General features: G+C 32.6%; 23 protein-coding genes and 1 tRNA gene. 1 reads left to right on the forward strand and 23 read right to left on the reverse strand.

The annotated features are described in order from the left end of the window. Positions 1-6: 6 nt before the first annotated feature. The 4 genes from psmA to IJ258_RS00645 all read right to left on the reverse strand — a co-directional run bounded on the left by psmA (position 7) and on the right by IJ258_RS00645 (position 2,773). Positions 7-780 (reverse strand): archaeal proteasome endopeptidase complex subunit alpha, encoded by a 774-nt coding sequence (gene psmA / locus IJ258_RS00630; protein ID WP_292801603.1) that lies wholly within the window; start codon positions 778-780, stop codon positions 7-9. A gap of 212 nt (positions 781-992) precedes the next feature. Beyond that, on the reverse strand, positions 993-1,349 hold the full coding sequence (locus tag IJ258_RS00635; RefSeq protein WP_292801605.1) for an Rpp14/Pop5 family protein: 357 nt from the start codon (positions 1,347-1,349) through the stop codon (positions 993-995). Further along, positions 1,339-2,049 (reverse strand): ribonuclease P protein component 3, encoded by a 711-nt coding sequence (gene rnp3 / locus IJ258_RS00640; protein WP_292801607.1) that lies wholly within the window; start codon positions 2,047-2,049, stop codon positions 1,339-1,341. The genes IJ258_RS00635 and rnp3 overlap by 11 nt, the downstream gene beginning before the upstream one ends. A gap of 70 nt (positions 2,050-2,119) precedes the next feature. Beyond that, entirely contained in the window at positions 2,120-2,773 is a 654-nt protein-coding gene (locus tag IJ258_RS00645) for a zinc ribbon domain-containing protein (protein WP_292801609.1), read from the reverse strand. A 153-nt stretch (positions 2,774-2,926) separates the two neighbouring features. On the opposite strand from IJ258_RS00645, the gene IJ258_RS00650 reads away from it, so the two are divergent. Continuing rightward, positions 2,927-3,217 carry a winged helix-turn-helix domain-containing protein gene (locus tag IJ258_RS00650; protein ID WP_292801611.1) on the forward strand — a complete coding sequence of 97 codons (291 nt, stop codon included), beginning with the start codon at positions 2,927-2,929 and terminating at the stop codon, positions 3,215-3,217. Here the strand turns inward: IJ258_RS00650 and IJ258_RS00655 are convergent, their stop codons facing one another. From IJ258_RS00655 to aroA, 19 genes are all read right to left on the reverse strand, one after another. Continuing rightward, positions 3,218-4,201 (reverse strand): zinc ribbon domain-containing protein, encoded by a 984-nt coding sequence (locus IJ258_RS00655; RefSeq protein WP_292801613.1) that lies wholly within the window; start codon positions 4,199-4,201, stop codon positions 3,218-3,220. Then, positions 4,201-5,085, reverse strand: coding sequence for a zinc ribbon domain-containing protein (locus IJ258_RS00660; protein WP_292801615.1), 885 nt, complete (start codon positions 5,083-5,085; stop codon positions 4,201-4,203). The genes IJ258_RS00655 and IJ258_RS00660 overlap by 1 nt, the downstream gene beginning before the upstream one ends. Positions 5,086-5,089: 4 nt before the next feature. Further along, the gene (locus IJ258_RS00665; protein WP_292801617.1) at positions 5,090-7,351 is read right to left on the reverse strand and encodes a DHH family phosphoesterase; all 2,262 of its coding nucleotides are present in this window, start codon (positions 7,349-7,351) and stop codon (positions 5,090-5,092) included. A 14-nt stretch (positions 7,352-7,365) separates the two neighbouring features. Further along, positions 7,366-7,866: a hypothetical protein gene (locus tag IJ258_RS00670; protein WP_292801619.1), complete on the reverse strand. Its 501-nt coding sequence runs from the start codon at positions 7,864-7,866 to the stop codon at positions 7,366-7,368. 80 nt (positions 7,867-7,946) lie between these two features. Continuing rightward, positions 7,947-8,312, reverse strand: a complete 366-nt coding sequence (locus IJ258_RS00675) for a desulfoferrodoxin family protein (RefSeq protein WP_292801621.1) — start codon at positions 8,310-8,312, stop codon at positions 7,947-7,949. Positions 8,313-8,376: 64 nt separating this feature from the next. After that, a complete protein-coding gene (nifU, locus tag IJ258_RS00680) occupies positions 8,377-8,751 on the reverse strand; it encodes a Fe-S cluster assembly scaffold protein NifU (RefSeq protein WP_292801623.1) in 375 nt (124 codons plus the stop codon). Positions 8,752-8,765: 14 nt separating this feature from the next. Further along, positions 8,766-9,950, reverse strand: coding sequence for a cysteine desulfurase NifS (gene nifS, locus IJ258_RS00685; RefSeq protein WP_292801625.1), 1,185 nt, complete (start codon positions 9,948-9,950; stop codon positions 8,766-8,768). Between the two features lie 73 nt (positions 9,951-10,023). Then, positions 10,024-11,319, reverse strand: a complete 1,296-nt coding sequence (locus tag IJ258_RS00690; protein WP_292801627.1) for an O-acetylhomoserine aminocarboxypropyltransferase/cysteine synthase family protein — start codon at positions 11,317-11,319, stop codon at positions 10,024-10,026. Positions 11,320-11,679: 360 nt separating this feature from the next. Continuing rightward, complete coding sequence (locus IJ258_RS00695; RefSeq protein WP_292801629.1) at positions 11,680-11,826, reverse strand: hypothetical protein; 147 nt, start codon at positions 11,824-11,826, stop codon at positions 11,680-11,682. Positions 11,827-11,837: 11 nt separating this feature from the next. Further along, positions 11,838-12,341, reverse strand: a complete 504-nt coding sequence (locus tag IJ258_RS00700) for a hypothetical protein (RefSeq protein WP_292801631.1) — start codon at positions 12,339-12,341, stop codon at positions 11,838-11,840. A gap of 23 nt (positions 12,342-12,364) precedes the next feature. Then, the gene (locus IJ258_RS00705; RefSeq protein WP_292801633.1) at positions 12,365-12,973 is read right to left on the reverse strand and encodes a hypothetical protein; all 609 of its coding nucleotides are present in this window, start codon (positions 12,971-12,973) and stop codon (positions 12,365-12,367) included. A 2-nt stretch (positions 12,974-12,975) separates the two neighbouring features. Then, on the reverse strand, positions 12,976-13,566 hold the full coding sequence (locus IJ258_RS00710; protein WP_292801635.1) for a hypothetical protein: 591 nt from the start codon (positions 13,564-13,566) through the stop codon (positions 12,976-12,978). Positions 13,567-13,832: 266 nt separating this feature from the next. Further along, positions 13,833-15,179 (reverse strand): cysteine--tRNA ligase, encoded by a 1,347-nt coding sequence (gene cysS, locus IJ258_RS00715; RefSeq protein WP_292801637.1) that lies wholly within the window; start codon positions 15,177-15,179, stop codon positions 13,833-13,835. Positions 15,180-15,211: 32 nt separating this feature from the next. After that, positions 15,212-15,282: transfer RNA gene (locus tag IJ258_RS00720), tRNA-Cys, on the reverse strand. 71 nt (positions 15,283-15,353) lie between these two features. After that, the gene (locus tag IJ258_RS00725; protein ID WP_292801639.1) at positions 15,354-15,734 is read right to left on the reverse strand and encodes a transcriptional regulator; all 381 of its coding nucleotides are present in this window, start codon (positions 15,732-15,734) and stop codon (positions 15,354-15,356) included. A gap of 11 nt (positions 15,735-15,745) precedes the next feature. Then, a complete protein-coding gene (gene cysE / locus IJ258_RS00730; protein ID WP_292801641.1) occupies positions 15,746-16,453 on the reverse strand; it encodes a serine O-acetyltransferase in 708 nt (235 codons plus the stop codon). A gap of 60 nt (positions 16,454-16,513) precedes the next feature. Continuing rightward, on the reverse strand, positions 16,514-17,461 hold the full coding sequence (gene cysK / locus IJ258_RS00735) for a cysteine synthase A (protein ID WP_292801643.1): 948 nt from the start codon (positions 17,459-17,461) through the stop codon (positions 16,514-16,516). Between the two features lie 137 nt (positions 17,462-17,598). Continuing rightward, a complete protein-coding gene (gene nth, locus IJ258_RS00740) occupies positions 17,599-18,228 on the reverse strand; it encodes an endonuclease III (RefSeq protein ID WP_292801645.1) in 630 nt (209 codons plus the stop codon). Further along, positions 18,221-19,543 carry a 3-phosphoshikimate 1-carboxyvinyltransferase gene (aroA, locus tag IJ258_RS00745; protein ID WP_292801647.1) on the reverse strand — a complete coding sequence of 441 codons (1,323 nt, stop codon included), beginning with the start codon at positions 19,541-19,543 and terminating at the stop codon, positions 18,221-18,223. The genes nth and aroA overlap by 8 nt, the downstream gene beginning before the upstream one ends. Between the last annotated feature and the right edge of the window lie 314 nt (positions 19,544-19,857).

The following is a 19,857-nucleotide window of genomic DNA, read 5'->3' on the forward strand; positions in this document are numbered from 1 at the left end:
AAATAATTATTCTTCTTCAGAATCTTCTTCTGATTCTTCTGCTTCGTCTTCCTCTTCTTTAGGCAGTACTTCATCAATGTATTTTTGTACTTCATCTTGAGAAAGTTTTACATATTTTTCATCTTCGATTTTGATAACTGCAATTTCTACATTATTTGAAGTAGTTTCATGGTCGGTTGCTTCATTAATAGCAGTTAATGCTAATTCAATAGCTCCTTGTAATGATAAGTCATCTTCATATTTTTCTTCAAAGATATCCATTGCAGCAGATCTTCCTGAACCGATAGCAGTTGCTTTATATTCAATTAATGCTCCACTAGGATCAGTCTCGAATAATTTGCATTTACCATCATATACACCACCAATGATTAAAGCGGAACCGAATGGTCTTACTCCACCATTTTGAGTGTATAACTGTAACATGTCACATAGCTTTTTAGATAAGCTGTCTACACGAATAGGCTCTGAGTAGGTGATTTTATTGATTTGTGCCTCAACTCTTGCTCTTTCAACCAGTGCTCTTGCATCAGCAACAAGACCTGAAGTAGCTGCTCCAATATGTTCATCTATTTTAAATATTTTTTCAATAGATGATGCTTCAACTAATTTTGAAGTGGTTCTTTTGTCTACAGCTAAAACAATACCTTCTGAACTTTTTACACCTATAGATGTAGTTCCTCTTTTAACAGCTTCTCTTGCATATTCTACTTGGAAAAGTCTTCCATCTGGGCTAAATACAGTAATAGCCCTATCATATCCAGCATTTTGTAAAGGTTGCATATTAATACCTCATATTTTTATAAACATAATATTTTATATTTCGACAACTTAAAAAAATAAAACCAAATCTTCCATGAAAAGGCAAATTTTAATTTTAATCACCAACAGGCAGTAAATTAAAATATTTTTTATTCTTTTTTTCCATAAATCCAATTGATATTTATAATTATATTTATTTATAAAGTTTTCTATTTTAAAATAACAAAAAGTAATTAAATGAATTTTTGTGATGCCTTAATAGTTCCGGACAATCCGATTGTAGTTAATGAAATATCGTGACCATTATATTTTGCAGCTAATGCAAGACTTGACCTGACATCATCACAGAAATCCCTTTGACACCTGACAATTGATTTATAGTGAACATATTCCTCTGTTTTCTCGATTTCATAAAATTTCATAACCCATAAATTAAAATTGGAGGTATTGCATTCACCTTGAAATCGAATACATGCATCCCAAATAATATTTACCAAATCATCTTTGGTGATTATAGAATCACACTTTATATCCAATGTCAGATACCTATTATTTTTCCGAAGAGTTGGAGGCAATACTTTAAGCTTCATCCTGAACCCTCCTAACACCTTTAAATATCAAATCATCACGATGTTTATTAAACTCCAAGATATCTTTTGAGGTTTTAAATGATTTATGGATTTCATCATCAGTTAATCCGGTTTGTTTAAAAACAGCAAGAAAATCATGAGTGGTTTTAATATCAAAAACAGATTCTGCTCTTGATGACAATATCAAAGGGAAGTCAAATTTTCTATATAATGTATAAATATCTCTTAGATTTGATATGATTTTCGCTCTAGGAGCCAAATAGCTTCTCAAAATATCCTTAAAACATAATTCAATAGCTACATTATTCATTACAGCTTCCTTTGCAAGAACATGATTTAGTCCAGAATCATATCTTTTTAAATAGGGTCTTGATAAAACATCTATTTTGACATTTTCCAAAACTGCCCGATTAACCTTTAAATCGCCACCAACAACCGAAATGCATAATGCCTGATTTCTAAATTTATTACTCACTTTTCTGATCTCATTAATGTTTGTTGATTTAATTTCCAAAGTATAATCAAAATCAATTATATTTTCCAAAGAATCTCTTAAGTCAGTTTTTAAAGTTAAGGCGTTTTGAAAATCATTTTGATTATATGAAAAATTAATATGATGCCAACCATACTGAGAAGCCAGATTTGCTAATTTAATATTATTTTCTAAGCTACTTCCCTTAACGTTTAAATCAAAAAACATAGTAATTACTTTATAATTTTATATATTAATAATTTATCAAAAAATAAAAAAATAAGTGATAAACAATCACTTATTGATATCTAAAGAATTCGACTTCCCAATTGACAGTTTCATAATAATCTATTGTGAATATCTCTTCAGATGATGAAGTATATGTAAATGAATCTGATCTGGTTTCAACTGCACTTTTAGAACCCCAATCCACTCCGCCGGACTCTCCATTAGAACCGGTTACATATAAATGATTAGTAGCATAATTTTTTATTGGATATGCTGAAAGTTTTACCATAATTTTACCTTCAGGAACATTGATAGTTTCAGAACCTGAACCTTTACCTGAATAACTTCCTATAGATACCCATTCTTTAGAATCGCTTTGCGTTGTAGTTGAAGTTTTTGAAGAAGAAACAGTTGTGGTTTTTGCTGAATCAGACTCTTCATTTGCCTCATTATCTGATTCCCCAACAGATTGAACATTATTTTGAGAATCAGCATTTTGTGAATTTTCATTGCTTACCACGGAATCAGAATTAGTATTCAATGCAAAATAACCTATTGTTGCGATTAAAATGATTATAATGGCAATCAATCCAATTATAAGATATTTGGAATTATTTGATTTTGCAGGTACACTTTCTGTTGGCTTTACAATCAACGAATTTCCACATTTTGTGCAAAATTTTGCCTTGTCTTTATTTTCAAATCCACAGTTACTACATTTCATATTATCAATTAAAAAACTGTATTACACTATTATTTTTATATATTACACTATTATTAAAATTTACTTATCAAATGTATAATAATTCAAAAAGTGTTTAATTTAATTGTATAGTGTTATAAAATATTTTATATCATAAAGACTATATAGTTTATTATGGTGAAAGAGAACGATGAACTTTTGAAATTAACTTCATATGTTCAAATATCCAAATACCGAGAAAAAACACTAAAATCCATCGGTGATGATGTTAAAATACCAACAAATATTGCTAAAGACAGTGGAATTAGAACTAATCATATTTCAAAGGTTCTAAGTGAATTAAAAAGCAAAGAAATTGTTGAATGTATTAATGAAGAAGCCCGTAAAGGAAGATTATATAGATTAACCGATACCGGTAAAGATGTATTAGAAACTATCAAAGAAAAAGAGGACAGTGAGGAATAATTATAATTCAATCCCTTCCTTAATACTTTCTAATTCATTAAAATCTTCATTTAATGAGCACTCTCTTAAAACATCACATAATAATTTTAATAATAACGTATTTTTGAAAAACAATGGAAAACTTTTATCTGTTTCTTTAAAAATTGATTCATTTGTAGGTGGAGTCAAATCTTTTCTATATTGCATTTTTATCTCATTTCTTAAATCTTCATCAATATACTTTTCCAAATAAATGATTATTTCATTAGCAAAGGAATTTCCTAATGTTATCATACTTTCCAATGACTCTTCATCAAAATTAGAATTTTCGACCAAAACATTAAAAGATCCGTAGTTTTGATACCCAAATGGAACAAATCTTCCCTCAACAGTATGTGCACAGTATTCATTCATAATTCTAAACTCTGGCAAAGTCATAAAATGCCATATGAAACTTTGAAGAGTTGAAGATGATTTTACCTTAAACATATGGCACAATAAGCTTTCAATAATAGTAAATAAGAAAAAATGCCCTAATTCATGGATAATTGTTGCAATCTGAACCGAATCCGATAATCTATCATCATAATAAATACCATTTCCCAAAAATATGAATCCTCTTTCATAGCCTCTTGATTTAGGATTGCACTGTGTAAAAATACTTGCAAAATTTAATATTTTATTTTTTATCGTATCTCCCCAAATATCAATATAATCTGCTTTTGCAAAAATATTTGATAAAATCTGATTATATTCCTCATCTGATATTTCTGCATTAGCTAACAACTCTTGATTGAAATGTGAAAATAGAATCTCAAAATCATCAATACTGATAGGGTTGATTTGACTTTTACATTTAACACAATGAGTAGCAAAATCACTGTTGCTATGACCACATATTGGACAAATATGTTCTAAAATAAGTTTATTACCACAATGTGTACAGTAATTATTTTCTTTAAAATTTAAAGTTCCACATACGTCACAGCTTTTCACTTTTCTCACTACCCCAACATGTTTTTAAGACTGCGCACAGTATCAGTGATTGAATTTTTATGCATGAATCTTATTTTAATATTTTTACCGCAATTGGAACAGAATTCTGTATCCCAATCAAGAATTTCTCCACAGGAACATACAATTTTTGTCTTGACATTCCTTTGAGGATTCAATGGCCTTTCACATTTTTCACAAAACTTTAAATGCTTTTGATTTTTATGTCCACAAACACAAAGTATTTTGGTATCTTCCTTTTTTAAATTGTTACCGCATTCAATGCAAAAATCAGAAGTGATTTCATTTAAATTAGAACAGGTACATAAAATTGCCATTTCTCCTATGTTTCCATAGTTGGACAAAGGCAAACCACAGTTACGGCAGAATTTGGAAAATTTTTCATTTTCCTCACCGCAAAAACAAAATATAGAATCGTTGAATTCGATGTTGAAATTACTGTAGTTGTCAGGAATTTCAATCTCATCTTCCTTCAGTTGCTTTCCACACATCTCACAGAAAACGTTGTCTTTAGAGTTAACTTTACCGCATTCGCATAATACTGTATCCACTGAAAACTTTGGTTTGGATTTTCGTTTTAAAAATTTAGAGAGCTTGCTTTGTGATCTTTTAGCTCCACACATATAGCAATATTCATCATTAATATCATTCAGGTATCCGCAAGAGCAAATATCATATTTAACATCTTTATTAGAGTTGATATATGGAGAAAAATCAATTGAAAAATTGAAAAACCCTATATTGTGAATTGGCGGTGTGAAAACATAGACATCATTACTTGCATCATATATTGTTTTATGACCGCATCCGGTACAATAGGGTTCATTTGGAAGTATTCTATGTCCACATATCTTACAATAGTTCTCTAAATGCATTTTATCATTTTCTGGATAATGACTGTATTTCCTCTACAACTTTATACAGTACCTCTTCACCTAATCCTTCAATATATTTAATGGAACCGGCACATTCATGACCTCCTCCATCTACACCTGCCTGAGGAACATTTTCAATCATTTTTGTGACTATTTCATTTACATTAAATCCATACTGTTCGTTTACAGCATCAGTTGCCCTAAATACTCCAAAATCAGGCCCATGACCTAAGGTAACAATAGGCTTATCTTCACCTAACTGTTTGATTATATGGTCATGTACAAATCCGCAGGTTTTTCCAGGAGCTGGGAATGTGAATTTATGGGCGAATTTTTCAACGTCCAACAGGTTAAAGTAGATTCCATTTTCAAGCTGGGTTTGCTTAATATTAGGCAATGCTGCTCTAAGTTGAGTATCGATTCTTTTTTGATATTCCTTATATAATGCATCAATCATTTTTCTGTGCTTATCCAAATTATCCACAGCAAGAATAGTGTCCATTATTCCTCTTCCATTCATAAATCTTAAGAAATAAGCTTCAAAATCTACACATTCTGCAACTTTTGCTAAGTGTTCCTGACTATATCCCTTTTGGGCAGCAAGCTTTAAGTATTGGTAAACTTCACCACATTCGGCACGGTCTCCCAAAGCTGCAATTGCCGGCAAATGTTTAATTAATTCTTCAACGTCAGGGTTTATGATATGTGCCACTTCTGTTGCAAGACAACCTGCTGTTAGCTGTGAGTCTCCACCTACCAGATATGGGTTTACATGACAGTCAACATATTCATCAACCGCTACAGTTGCACCATAAATCTCTCCATCCCTTTCATCTTTGGTAATTAAATCTCCGGGAGAGTGGTGGTCAATTACTACGACTTCTATGTCATATATTTTTGCCTGCATTAATGCAACAATATCCTCTTCTGTTGAACCGTTATCCAACAATACGATTAAAGGCAACTTTTGACCGTGTCTTTCCTGGTCTTCCAGTGCAAAAGACAGATCCTTGACTACATCTTCAAGTTCATAGAATGGTGCTTTACTTGGAGACCTTTTAAAGTAGTAATACTCAGCATCATTGCTCGGATTGGCCTTCTGAATCAATGGAACAATAGCCTTTTCCATTGCAACACCAGAAACAATACCATCTGCATCATTGTGGTGTCTGAGAAGAACAGTTCTTCCATCAAGTATTGCCCTTCTAATTCTTTGGGCAGCCTCATACATCTTAGGTTTAAGTCTATTTAAAACATCACTTTTGACCAAGAATTCAACATCTTTTGGTTGAGCTTTCCTGTTTAATGCATCATCTATCAATTTATGTAATTGGCGTGTGCTTTCTTCATCAAGTTTTATCATTGAAGATGACTCAATCTGTGTTTTTCCACTATGTTCATTAACTTCACCTATGACCTGAACAGCATCATTCAATTCGATTTCAGGATAGGATCTCTCACCCGCCTTATCAAATGCGGCGATTTCAGTAGTGCCACTTTCATCACTAATGATGAAAATTGTTGGACCGGAAGTTTGCTGAATTTGCTGAACTTCCCCATCAATCCGTACAATCTTTCCTTTCTTCTCATCAAGCTGACTGATAAGGGTTCTTGGAATGGATTTGGTGAGTCTTTTAAGATTATAAGTTTCAACATATGCAGGAGCAAAATCAATTTTCCCTTCTCTTGACTTGATAGAAGTTACAAATACAATAACCTCTTCACCTACATTATATTCAGAGACATCTCCTCTCATGAGTCCCCAAACATTATTGTTCAATGAAACAAAAGCCCCATAACGTTCTATTCTAGTAATTTTTCCTTTATATAACTTATCCCTATCAATATCCTTCATATTACACAGGGAATCAAGAACATAAACATCCCGAGCCTGTTTTCTTCTAGCTTCATATTCATCATGCTTCATTTTATCAGCCTTTCTTTTTTCTCCACATTCATGACATATATCATATTTTTCATCAAGAAGCTTTCCACAGTCCCTGCATACATTTATTTGACCTGTTCCATGACAATGAGGGCATTCTTCATAAACTTCCACTTGCCCTTTTCCATTACATGCTTCGCATGGAATATCCTCTTCTCCTCCAAGGTCAAATTTATCACGTGCTTTACTGTTAACTCCTTTAAAATGATTTCCTATATCAAAAACATCATCTTCATAACCGGTTCCACCACATGCATCACATTCTTTGTAGTCGACCACAACAGAACCGATTCCCTTACATTTTGGACATTTAGTTTTCATTTAAAACCTCGACATTAAGTGAATAATTTTGGATTCTCTAGAACAATTTCGTTTCTTTCATTTTGATAGTTTACAGCATCCTGCATTATATCATTAGCTTCAGTTCCATGAGTTGATCCAGTGTAATTATAATACATTCTCAAATAATAGATGGCCTCCTTAAGCTCATCAACAGCCTTTAATTTGAGATTTAATTCATCAATAGTAGTGTCAATGTAGTCTTTGTGAACTTCATGCAAATCCTTATTGTATTTATCTCTAATCTTTTCCAGCTTCTTTAAACTATTATTATAATTATCTCCAGCTGAAATCGCTTTTTGATTTGCTTCATCAAAGCTTCGCTCGTTTAATAATTCAACGGATTCATTGTAATCTTTATCACCCTGTACAATGCCATCACTAATTGCAGGCATAGAATGATTAATATTTACCACAGAACTATCAATAAAAACAATAGCTACGGATATCAAAAGTAAAACTACAATAAAAATTATTAATTTAATATAACTAGACACGTTATAAATTATATAAAAAGATATTATTAAAATTTGTTATAAAAAAAATTAAGAAAGTTTAAAAAATATGATTTTTAAACTTATTCACTGGACCAGAGTCCATGTTGGTTACAGAACTCAAATGCTTTAACATCATCAGTTGAGTTGACTGTGAAGGTTGCTTCAGCAACGTCTCCAGGTTTAAAGCATTTTGCGTATTGTTCTCCACCAGCTTCAACAATAATAAATTGAATGTAATGGTCGTCATCCATCGGGTGAGCAACTTCTCCAACTTTAACAGATACGGTATTACCATCGATTTCAACTACCGGTTTGTGTTTAGGAGCTTTATCACCTTCAGTTTGTACAGGGAATTCTAACATGTGATCGTTACATACGTTTTCATCGCCTTCTGCTAAAACTTGGATAATACTTCCACATTCGTTACATTTTAATATTTTTGCCATAATAACATCTCCTTAGAAATATTAAAATTATTTTAGTTTTTAAAGTATTTATTATTATTGTTTCCTATTGGTTATTTTCTTTGTAATTTTCAATAGCAGCCTGAAGGCCATCTGCTGCAAGGTTTGAGCAGTGCATTTTTATTGGTGGAAGACCATCCAATTCTTCAGCAACATCATTACGGGAGATTTGTAAAGCTTCATCTAAAGTTTTACCAACAGCAATTTCGGTAATCATACTGCTTGTAGCGATTGCTGCCCCACATCCGAAGGTTTGAAATGAAATGTCTTCAATAACTTCATCATCATTAACTTTAATGTAAATTGTCATCAAGTCTCCACATGTTGGGTTTCCTACAGTCCCTACTCCATTTGCATCTTCCATCATTCTACAGTTTCTTGGGTTTGCAAAGTGATCCATTACTTTTTCTGAATAATCCATATAAAACACTCCTTTTATTCTCTTCCTACTACTTTATTATAATCTAATTCTTGATTCCATAACGGTGACATTTGTCTTAATCTGGTCACTGCTTCTGCAATTATATTTACAAATTCATCAATATCAAAAGTATCACTTTCAGGAGCAAGTGATATTCTTAAAGAACCATGAACATCAACTGGGTCAAGATTTAAAGCAGTTAAAACTGGAGATGCCTCTAAAGTATTTGATGAACATGCTGAACCTGTTGAAGCCTGATAACCTTTAGCATCTAAGAGTAAAATTAATGATTCACCTTCTATTGCCTTGAATCTGAAGTTTACTAAGTTAGGTAATCTGATTTCTTTGTCACCATTCAAATGTGCTTCAGGAATGGTTGTTAATACTTTTTCAATTAATTCATCACGAATAGCTGATAGTTTTTCGTAATGTTCTTCGAGGTTTTCAACTGCAAGTTCGCAAGCTTTTCCAAATCCAACAATACCTGGTACATTTTCAGTTCCAGAACGGATCCCTCTTTCTTGTCCACCACCATGAATAAGTGGCACTACACGAGTTCCTTTTTTAATGTATAATGCTCCAACACCTTTTGGACCATTTATTTTATGTGAAGATAAAGAAAGTAAATCAACATTCAATTTCTCAACATCTACTTCTATTTTACCAAAACTTTGTACAGCATCAGTGTGGAATTTAATGCCTTTTTCGCGTGCAATCTTACCGATTTCTTCAATTGGTTGAATAGTACCGATTTCATTGTTTGCATGCATAATAGTTATTAAAATGGTTTCATCAGTGATTGCATCTTTTAAATCATCAATACTGATTATTCCCTCTTCGTTAACTGGCAAGTATGTGACTTTAAAATCTAATGATTCTAAAAAGCCTAAAGTATTTTTAACAGCAGGGTGTTCAATATTAGTAGTAATAATATGTTTACCTTTTTTAGCTAATTTAAAAGCAATACCTTTAATAGCAAGGTTATCAGATTCTGATCCTCCACTTGTGAAAATAATTTCTTCAGGTTTTGCATTGATTGCATCTGCCACTCTTTGACGAGCCAATTCCAATGCTTTTTTTGATTCACGACCAATTCCGTAAAGAGTTGAAGGGTTTCCGAACTCTTCTGTGAAATATGGTTTCATTTCTTCAAAAACTTCTTGGCTAACTTGAGTAGTTGCTGAGTTATCTAAATACATTTCATTATCTCCCAATTGTCTTTTATCTTAGTTTAAATTTATAATATAAATATTTAAAGTGATTAGATAGTAACTAGATACTATCTAATGCTTGAGTTAAATCCTCAATTAAATCATCAGCATCTTCCAAACCAATGGATAATCTGATGAAGTCAGGTGTTACTCCAGTTGCTTCCTGTTCTTCCGGAGTTAATTGTTGATGTGTTGTACTTGCTGGGTGGATTGCAAGGCTTTTTGCATCTCCGATGTTTGCAAGTATTGAGAATAATTCTAATTTTTCGATTACTTTTCTTCCAGCTTCTTCTCCACCTTCAACTCCAAATCCTAAGATTCCTGCAAAGTTGTCTTTCAAGTATTTTTTGTTGATTTCGTAAGTTGGGTGAGATTCTAAACCAGGATAACTTACCCATTTAACTTTAGGATGGGACTCTAAGAATTTTGCTACTTTAAGTGCATTTTCAGAGTGTCTTTTTACACGTACATCAAGACTTTCTAATCCTTGGAGGAAAATGAAGCTGTGTACTGGTGCTTGAGTTGATCCTAAGTCTCTTAAGAGTCTTGCTCTTGCTCTTACAGTGAATGCAATGTTTCCAAGTTCTGGTACATCACCAAATGCATCCCAAAATACTAATCCATGGTAACTTGGATCTGCTTTTGTGAAGTTTGCAAATTTACCGTTACCCCAGTTGAATTTACCTGAATCTACGATATATCCTCCAATTGCAGTACCGTGTCCTCCAACATATTTTGTTGCAGAAGCTGCAATAACATCTGCACCATGATCTAGAGGTCTTACTAATCCTACACCGACAATGTTGTCCACAATCAATGGGATGTCGTGTGAGTGTGCAATTTCTGCAATTGCTTCAAAGTCAGGTACATCCAATTTTGGATTTCCAATTGATTCAACATAAATTGCTTTGGTTTTTTCATCGATTGCTGCTTCAAAAGCTTCTAAGTCCTGTGAGTCAACGAACTTAACTTCACGTGCTAAGTCCTTGAAAGTATAGTTGAATAATTGGTATGTTCCACCGTAAAGGTTGTCTGCAGATACAATGTTGTCTCCAGGTTCTGTTACATTTAATATTGCATATGTAATTGCTGCAAGACCACTTGATGTTGCAAGTCCGGAGTTACCGCCTTCGATAGCAGCAATTCTTGCTTCGAATACATCACTGGTTGGGTTTGTTAATCTGGAGTAAATTTGTCCAAATTCTTGAAGGGCGAATCTTCTTGCAGCCTCATCTGAGTCTTTAAATACATATGAAGTTGTTTGATAAATAGGAACAGCTTGAGCCCCTGTCGCCGGGTCTGGAGTTTGTCCTGCACGTACACCTAATGTTGCTAATCTATAATTTTTTTCTGACATTAATAATCACCTTAATTTTTTTTAAATTTGCATATTGCACGTGATTTATTTAAACTAGCTATATAGTTTAAATATAGGGTGTGTGCGAGTTTTTAATAAAAATATATCACGCGTTATATATGCTATATAACAATAGTTATTTTTAATATATAAATGTTTTGGAATACCAAAACTTAAATTATAACAATGAATTAAAACATTGTTATATAAAATAACATGTGTTATTTTTAGTATATAAACATTGTTATAATTTTGAAAAAAAATTAAATGAATTAATAAAATTAACAATAAAGAGTAAGACTCTGAATTTCTCAAAATTTCATCTAAAGCCCAACCCAATATCACTTTTTCAAAAAAAAATTAAAATAATAACATGAAAAAAGATTTGATTCTTTCAAAAATTCCCTTTTTCTCATAATCAGGTTCAATGACAAATTCAACACTTGGCTCTGAAAACCATCCAGAATCATCATCCATCTCAATACTATTATATTTTTCATTAGACATTGAATCCAACCTCATATAATAATTAATAGAACATATAATATAAATATTGTTGTAATTATCAATCCACTTCTCATTAACATAAGTCCATTTTTCTCTTTAGAACTTTTTTCTTTTATGATAAGTTTATTATCTTTAACACATTTGTTTAAACTAGCAATTATATTATGAGAAATATATTTCAAAGAAATATTATTCATTCCGAAATAAATAAGAGTCTCTATTTTAGGAGATGATTGCAGTTTATCAAGATAGGTCAATGTTGATATGAAAAATAATAATGAAAACAAATTCAAAACAAATGAAATGATAAATAATAACAACATTACAACCATTTCCTGAGGAGAAATGATTGCACCCAATTCAATTAGTCTAACAAGAATAGTGCATTGAATTGTTAACATTACCGCTAAAAATGCAACCATCAATTTATTTTTACTGTCAATCGATTCATTTCTTTGTACCTCTTCATCATACCGATGCAAAGCTAATTCCAAAAGCAACTTTTCACGATTCATAATAACACCTAAAAAGAAAAAAATCAAAATATTCTATTAATCAACATATTTGAACGGGATAATTGATCAACAGAAGGTGATTTTAAATTTTTTTCCTTAAATAACTTAGACAATCTTAAATATTTTGACTGGAACTCCCTTTCATCCTTACGGCTCATGAAGGGAAGCATCCATTTTTGAAGATAGTCATCAACAGTGAACTTCTCGTCATTTTCAAGCTTTTTAATCAAATCATCAACAACACGTTCACCATTATTTTTTCTTGATGAAACAAAATGAATGCTAATGTTTTCACTTCCAGGAACTTCGATATCTCGAATTTCAATATGTGGCTCACAGTGTATTATTGCAACTACATAATCCCCAAATGATTTTTGCAAGAATTTACAGACTTCAAATATGTCATTTACTTCCTCTTTGCTTGGCATTTTCCTTTGAATTTTAAAGTATGCCGCACCTCCACCAATAAATTTCAAAACTGTTCCACCAAGCTGGCCTTTTTTTGGAAATTCGACATCACAATTAACATCAAATGGAGAATAAACCCCATAAACTTTACAAAACATCAATTCATAATATGATTTATCCTCTTCGCTATTAACTTCATAATTTTCCTTTTCATACTCAAACATTCTCAAACCTCCTTAATTTCTTCACAGTCATATGTTTCCACTAACTCATTATAATGATGCAATTTTTCGTAAAAATCTTCTTTATTTGCATATCCGGTATATGGAAGAAGCATGTGATCAATAGAATCAGAAATAGAAAACTTTTCATGGTTTTTAAGTTTGTTTTCCAATCTTTCAATTATTTTTTCACCATCATTTACATTGATATAGCTGAAAAACAGGGTAATGTCCTTGCCATTTCTTTCCACATCAACATTAATATCTTTAAATGGAGCGCATGGAATGTATCCCTTAATTGGACGGTTGAATTTATCATATAAAAATTCACAGGCTTTTGAAATTGATTCAACTTCATCATCAGTGATTTCACCGTCAATGCTTTTAACATATACAATGTCACCCCCTTCATAAATCAATACAGAACCGTTATCATCCTCTTGTGGAAGTTCAATGTCATCACGAACCTGGAACCATCGAGAATCCTTAAAAATACACCTTGAGATTATGCAATACCAATTATAATCATCAGGATGTGAATTCAAAAGTTCTTGTTCTTTTTTAGTTAATCTCTTATTCAAGTATACTCCAAACATTTATTTTCCTCCAATTTTTTCAAAAATAAATTTAATTTAAACTTATATTTTTTGAAAATATTTTCATGTAAAGAGTAATTAGATTAATTAAGAATATATATTTTGTGATATGAGTCTAGAACAATTTTTAGATGATTTCATAAAAAAATAAGCTCAAATCATTATTGTTTTAAACTCGTCATAATTGTTAAAAATAAATTACATTAAATTCTAAAAAAAAACTTGAAAAATAATAAAAAATAAAAAAAAGAAGAGAATAAAATCTCTTAATCGTTAATATCGTAACCTAAACCTTGAAGGTTATCACGAATCTTATCGGACAAATCATATTGCTTGTTGGCTCTTAGCTCTGATCTTACATCAGAAATCAATTCAAGCAAATCATCAGAACCTGCATTGACTTCTTCTGTCTCAAAACTTACACCGAAAATATGACTTGCATCATTTAAAAATGCTTTAATAGCCATTTTATCTTCAGCAGATAAATTATCCAATTCATTTTTGGTATCATTTATCAATCCGAATATTGCTGCAATAGCCTTCGGAGTATTAAAATCATCATCCATGCTGTTAAAGAATTCATCTTTATGAGGTGCCAATACATCAGATTCGTATTTTTCTTCACCGACTTCAACATCTAAAAGCTCATAGTATTTTCTGATTCTCTCCAGGCTTCTTTCAGACTGATGAAGAGAGTCTTTTGAAAAGTCAATCGGACTTCTGTAGTGAGTTGAAAGCACAAAGAACCTGAAAGTTTCAGCTGCATAATCCTTAAGTAATTCACGGATTGTGATGAAATTGTTCAGAGATTTTGACATTTTTTCTCCATTCACGTTTAAAAATCCTGTGTGCAGCCAGAATTCAACCATTGGAGCTTTTCCTGAAACCGCTTCCATTTGTGTGATTTCCGCTTCGTGGTGAGGGAATATTAAGTCAAGTCCTCCACCGTGTGCATCATATTGCGGTCCGAAGTAGTATTCAGTGATTGCTGTATCTTCAATGTGCCATCCTGGTCTTCCATCTCCCCATGGGGATGGCCAGGTCGGTTCATCTACTCCTTCACGTTTTTTCCATAATGCAAAATCCTGCGGATTTTTCTTTGTGGTTTCTGCAATGTCCCTGTGAGATTCAAGTTCTTCGATATTTCTGTTTGACAGTTTTCCAAACTCAGGGAATTTATCAATTTCGAAGTATACTCCATCTTCAGTTTCATAAGCAAAACCCTTATCAATTAATCTTTGAATTTGGTCCAATATTTCATCAACATGATCAGTTGCTCTTGCGAATAAATTAACACCATTGACATTTAATTTATGCATGTCTTCTTTGTATCTTTTTTCAAACTTACGGGCTAACTCATGTGCAGGAATTCCGCTTTCTTTTGATCTGTTGATTATCTTATCATCAATGTCTGTGATATTTTGAATATAGAATACTGCGTATCCCTTATATTCCAAGTATCTTTTTATTGTATCAAAAGAAATGTATGTTCTTCCATGACCAATATGAGCATCATCATAAACAGTTGGTCCGCAAACAAATAAGTTAACTCTATCTTTATTAATTGTTTTAAAAGTTTGTTTACTACGAGTTAAAGTAGAATAAACGTCCATAAAAATAACCTCAAAAAAATAGTAATTAAAAAAGGCAAGTGAGGGACTTGAACCCCCGTATTATGGTCTGCAGCCACACACCTAGCCACTCGGTAAACTTGCCACTAAAATTAATAGGATAATAAAATATTGGTAATTAATAGTTTATATACTTTACTATTTTTTCCAATATTTTTAACACTTGCTAGATTCAGAACCTAAACAAGACTCACAGTCTTCACCAAGCTCAGACTTATCAATATTTAGTTGTCTTAAAACATCTACTGTTTCAACATGCTTGCAGATAGCACAGGTTCTTGAAATTAATTGTCCTTTGGTGGCTTTTCCATCAGCCAATTCTTTTGCAAAGTTTTTAACCATTTGCCTGACATTTTCATCAAGTTTAATTCCACTACCACGTTTGTCAGTAATGTACTGAGAAACAGCAGGCTGAGTTATGTCCATAAGTTCTGAAACATCTTTCTGTTTCATACCTAAATTCAATAATTCTTTTGCTAATTCTGATCGAATTGCAGGTATTACATACCAAACTACGATTTCACAAGGCGGTTTCATAAAAATCCCTTCTATTTTTTAAACAAATCCTCTAAATCTTCTTGTTCATCCCGAATATCCTCAGTCAAACATATCTCATGTTTTTCAAATAAGATCTCAAATCTTTTATCATTGTCTTGAAGATGTTTTTCGAGAGTTCTGATTGCATCAGCAACAGGGTCTGGAAGCTTGTTGTGATCAAGGTCAACCTTTTCAGGGCGTACCCCTCTACGTCTTACGATACGTCCCGGAACGCCGACACAAGTTGATTGTGGAGGAACATCCTTAAGGACTACTGCACCTGTACCAATCTTTGAGTATTCACCAATTGTGATGTTACCCATTACCTTAGCACCGGCACCTATAATTACTCCATTTTCAATTGTAGGGTGTCTTTTTGTTTTTTCTGTACTTGTACCACCAAGAATTACGCCCTGATAGATTAAAACATCATCCCCCACGATTGCTGTTTCTCCAACAACAACTCCCATACCATGATCTATAAATACGCGTTTACCAAATGTTGCACCCGGGTGAATTTCAATTCCAGTCAAGAATCTTGCAATGTTAGATATTATACGTGCAAGAAGCTTAAATGAATGTTTCCATAGCCAATGGCTAAGTCTATGAAATAATAAAGCATAAAATCCAGGATAGCACAGAAATATTTCCAATGTTGAACGTGCTGCAGGATCTTTTTCTTTTATTGCTTTAATTTCACTTCTCAACCCATCGAACATGATAAACCTCGAGTATGTTATAGATTAAATTTTATAACATATGGTATATATAGTTTTTACTTATTCAAATAACCAATCTACTGAGAGATATCTTTCACCATTGTCCGGTAAGATAGCTATTATTCTTTTACCTTTATTTTCTTCTTTCTTAGCTAAATCCAATGCAGCCCAAGTTGCTGCTCCAGAGGATATACCTGAAAATATACCTTCCTCACGAGCAAGTGCAAGTAAAGTGTTTCCTGCATCTTCATTTGCAACAGGAATAATTTCATCAATAACGCTATCATCATAAATTGACGGTACAAATCCTGCACCGATACCTTGGATTTTGTGAGGTCCTTTTTCACCTTTTCCTAAGGTTTGTGAGTCTTTTGGTTCCACTGCAACAATTTTTACATCAGGAACTTCTTCTTTTAAGACTTTACCAATTCCTGTGATTGTTCCTCCAGTACCTACACCACCGATTACAATGTCAACTTTTCCTTCAGTGTCCCTTAATATTTCCTGAGCTGTGGTTTCAGAATGGATTTTTACATTAGCAGGGTTGTCAAATTGACCTAAAATAATTGAATTGTCATTTTCTTCAGCAAGTTCATTAGCTTTTGCAATTGCTCCACCCATTCCATCTGCACCAGGAGTTAAAACTAATTCTGCTCCAAGGACACTTAAGAATTTTCTTCTTTCAATGGACATAGTTTCAGGCATAGTTAAAATTAATCTGTAGCCTTTTGCAGCGGCTGCAAATGCAAGTCCAATACCAGTGTTACCACTTGTTGGTTCGATAATTATTGAATCTTGATTTAATAAACCTTTTTCTTCTGCATCTTCGATCATTGCAACAGCAACTCTGTCTTTTACACTTCCAGTCGGGTTGAATGATTCAAGTTTTACATCTACTTCTGCTTCTAATTCTTTTGTTAAATTATTTAATTTTACAATAGGGGTGTTTCCGATAGCATCTGTAATACTGTCAAGCACTCCTCTTTTTAATTTTGGAATATTTGCCATGATTTTTTCTCCTATATTATTATTTATAAAAGGCATATTAAAAGGGTTATTTAACAGCTAATATAACATTCGTTATAATAACTATTGTTATATAACATTGTTTTACTTTATAAATGTTTTGGTAAAACTAAAAAAAATCATATATTTTCAGCAAAATAATCACAAATTTCAGTACATGGACAAATCTCACACTGAGGGCCAATCGGTTTACAGATATTTTGACCAAACTGAACCATCAAATCATTTAACTTAATCCACAAATCCTCAGGAGCGATTTTACACAATTCCAATTCAGTATCTTCCGGATTTTTGGTATCAACCAGACCCAAACGATTGGAAATTCTGTGAACATGAGTATCAACAGGAATTGCCGGAAGCTCAAAAGCAAAAACCATAACACAATTAGCAGTTTTACGGCCAACACCCGGAAGTTTAATCATCTCTTCAACAGTGTCTGGAACCTCACCACCATACTGGTCAATTAAAATCTGTGAAACCTCCTGAATACGAGCTGCCTTGACATTATAAAAACCGGCAGGCCTTATCAATTCCTTAACATCATCAATCGGAGCATCAACAACAGCATGAATATCAGGATACTTTTCAAAAAGATTATTGGTTGCCTGATCAGTATTCTCATCTCTTGTTCTCTGAGACAGAATTGTTCTGATTAAAACTTTATAAGGATCATGGTCAAGAAATGTCCTTATTGTAAAAACACCTTCCAACTCTTCAATTAATCTAATTACACGTTCCTCTTTATTCATTTTTTAACTCCAACTCGAAACCTAATTCCTTCATGCTTTCAATGAAATTAGGGAAAGACACATCAAAAACTTCCCCATTTGTAATTTTAATATCATGCTTAAGGCCAATCAAGCTAAATGCCATTGCAAGACGATGGTCACCGTGAGAGTCAACAACACCAGATGTTACACCACCAGTGATGCTCATTCCATCCTCTCTTTCAGTTAGTTTACAGCCTAATTTCTCCAATTCCCTGCAAGTAGTATCAATCCTGTCAGTTTCCTTTACACGTGCATGAGCAACACCAGTTATATTAGTTGTTCCTTCAGCCATAGCCGCCAATACTGCAACAGTAATCAATAAATCCGGCGCATTAGCCAAATTAACATCAATAGCTTTAAGATTGCCATCTGAAACTATTTCAACATAATCTTCTCCACGAATTATTGTAGCGCCCATTTTCTGGAGGATATCCAAAATATACTTATCCCCCTGCTTTGAATCAAAGAACAGATTCTGAATTTTGGCCTTACCCCCATTGATAGCAACTAGAGCCAAAAGATATGATGCCGAAGAGTAATCCCCCTCGACAGTATACTCACAGGCAACATAATCCTGTTTTCTGACAATGAATTCATCAATTCTGCAGCTTTGTTCAAGTTTGTCACAGATTTCATGCTTTAAATAATATCCTTTAATTGTTTTAACACCGAATTTTTTCATTATATCCAAAGTCATATTAACATAAGGCTTTGACTTGAATTCCGGCAGCACATACAGTGTAACGCCCTTTTCAGACAATGGTGAAGAAATTATAATTGATGATATAAATTGTGAACTGACATTTCCCATGATATTGGTTTCACCGCCAACATAACCTGGCTTAATTAAAATTGGCGCTTTTTCATTATCATTTAAAGATTCTGTTTCAACACCTAATGGCCATAATGCATCCATCAAAAGACCCATCGGCCTAGTCTGGAGAGATTCATCACCGGTTAAAACGACTTCATTGTCACTTAAGGCAGATACGCTTGTCATTAATCTTAAGGTAGTTCCTGAATTAGCCAAATCAATCGCATCACTGCTTGAATTATGAAGCTTACCCCCAGTACCTATGACTTCCAGATAATCATCCTTTTGAGTTATTTGAGCACCAAGTGCTTTGCAGACTCTTATTGAAGCCAAAGTGTCCTCTGAGTATAACATATCATATAGTTTTGATGTTCCTTTTGCTAAACTGGCTAATATCACTGCTCTGTGAGAGTAACTTTTTGAAGGTGGCGCTTTAACAACTCCACCAATTTCTGAAATATTTTTTACCTTAAGAATCATTTTATCATACCCAAAAGATATTTAACTAATCAATATTTGTTATTACTTTAATATTTGCTATTACTTTTCTATATTTATCTTTGATTACTAGATAAATAAATTTATGCAAAAAAATTAAAAAATGAGATTGACATTACCAAAAAGGCAATTAAAAAATAAAAAAATATGAAAAATGAGACCGTCCAATAAATAATTTTTTCTAATTTTTTTATTTTTTTCTTTATTATTGTTTTTAAATTTCCTGATTTTTAATTTAATTTTTTAAAAAGTAGTTAATTATAAATATGTGAGAAGATAAATAGTTATTTAACCCA

This window comes from Methanobrevibacter sp., assembly GCF_017468685.1.
Taxonomy (GTDB): Archaea; Methanobacteriota; Methanobacteria; order Methanobacteriales; family Methanobacteriaceae; genus Methanocatella.

What these genes read in the sequence shown, in the direction of transcription:
- aroA (WP_292801647.1), bottom strand. Translation starts at nt 19,543, where the DNA reads ATGATTCTTAAGGTAAAAAATATTTCAGAAATTGGTGGAGTTGTTAAA.
- nth (WP_292801645.1), bottom strand. Translation starts at nt 18,228, where the DNA reads ATGAATAAAGAGGAACGTGTAATTAGATTAATTGAAGAGTTGGAAGGT.
- IJ258_RS00725 (WP_292801639.1), bottom strand. Translation starts at nt 15,734, where the DNA reads ATGAAACCGCCTTGTGAAATCGTAGTTTGGTATGTAATACCTGCAATT.
- IJ258_RS00665 (WP_292801617.1), bottom strand. Translation starts at nt 7,351, where the DNA reads ATGAAAACTAAATGTCCAAAATGTAAGGGAATCGGTTCTGTTGTGGTC.
- IJ258_RS00690 (WP_292801627.1), bottom strand. Translation starts at nt 11,319, where the DNA reads ATGTCAGAAAAAAATTATAGATTAGCAACATTAGGTGTACGTGCAGGA.
- nifU (WP_292801623.1), bottom strand. Translation starts at nt 8,751, where the DNA reads ATGGATTATTCAGAAAAAGTAATGGATCACTTTGCAAACCCAAGAAAC.
- IJ258_RS00650 (WP_292801611.1), top strand. Translation starts at nt 2,927, where the DNA reads ATGGTGAAAGAGAACGATGAACTTTTGAAATTAACTTCATATGTTCAA.
- IJ258_RS00695 (WP_292801629.1), bottom strand. Translation starts at nt 11,826, where the DNA reads ATGTCTAATGAAAAATATAATAGTATTGAGATGGATGATGATTCTGGA.
- psmA (WP_292801603.1), bottom strand. Translation starts at nt 780, where the DNA reads ATGCAACCTTTACAAAATGCTGGATATGATAGGGCTATTACTGTATTT.
- rnp3 (WP_292801607.1), bottom strand. Translation starts at nt 2,049, where the DNA reads ATGTTTTTTGATTTAAACGTTAAGGGAAGTAGCTTAGAAAATAATATT.
- IJ258_RS00675 (WP_292801621.1), bottom strand. Translation starts at nt 8,312, where the DNA reads ATGGCAAAAATATTAAAATGTAACGAATGTGGAAGTATTATCCAAGTT.
- IJ258_RS00700 (WP_292801631.1), bottom strand. Translation starts at nt 12,341, where the DNA reads ATGAATCGTGAAAAGTTGCTTTTGGAATTAGCTTTGCATCGGTATGAT.
- cysE (WP_292801641.1), bottom strand. Translation starts at nt 16,453, where the DNA reads ATGTTCGATGGGTTGAGAAGTGAAATTAAAGCAATAAAAGAAAAAGAT.
- IJ258_RS00635 (WP_292801605.1), bottom strand. Translation starts at nt 1,349, where the DNA reads ATGAAGCTTAAAGTATTGCCTCCAACTCTTCGGAAAAATAATAGGTAT.
- cysS (WP_292801637.1), bottom strand. Translation starts at nt 15,179, where the DNA reads ATGGACGTTTATTCTACTTTAACTCGTAGTAAACAAACTTTTAAAACA.
- IJ258_RS00705 (WP_292801633.1), bottom strand. Translation starts at nt 12,973, where the DNA reads ATGTTTGAGTATGAAAAGGAAAATTATGAAGTTAATAGCGAAGAGGAT.
- cysK (WP_292801643.1), bottom strand. Translation starts at nt 17,461, where the DNA reads ATGGCAAATATTCCAAAATTAAAAAGAGGAGTGCTTGACAGTATTACA.
- nifS (WP_292801625.1), bottom strand. Translation starts at nt 9,950, where the DNA reads ATGTATTTAGATAACTCAGCAACTACTCAAGTTAGCCAAGAAGTTTTT.
- IJ258_RS00645 (WP_292801609.1), bottom strand. Translation starts at nt 2,773, where the DNA reads ATGAAATGTAGTAACTGTGGATTTGAAAATAAAGACAAGGCAAAATTT.
- IJ258_RS00710 (WP_292801635.1), bottom strand. Translation starts at nt 13,566, where the DNA reads ATGTTTGGAGTATACTTGAATAAGAGATTAACTAAAAAAGAACAAGAA.
- IJ258_RS00660 (WP_292801615.1), bottom strand. Translation starts at nt 5,085, where the DNA reads ATGCATTTAGAGAACTATTGTAAGATATGTGGACATAGAATACTTCCA.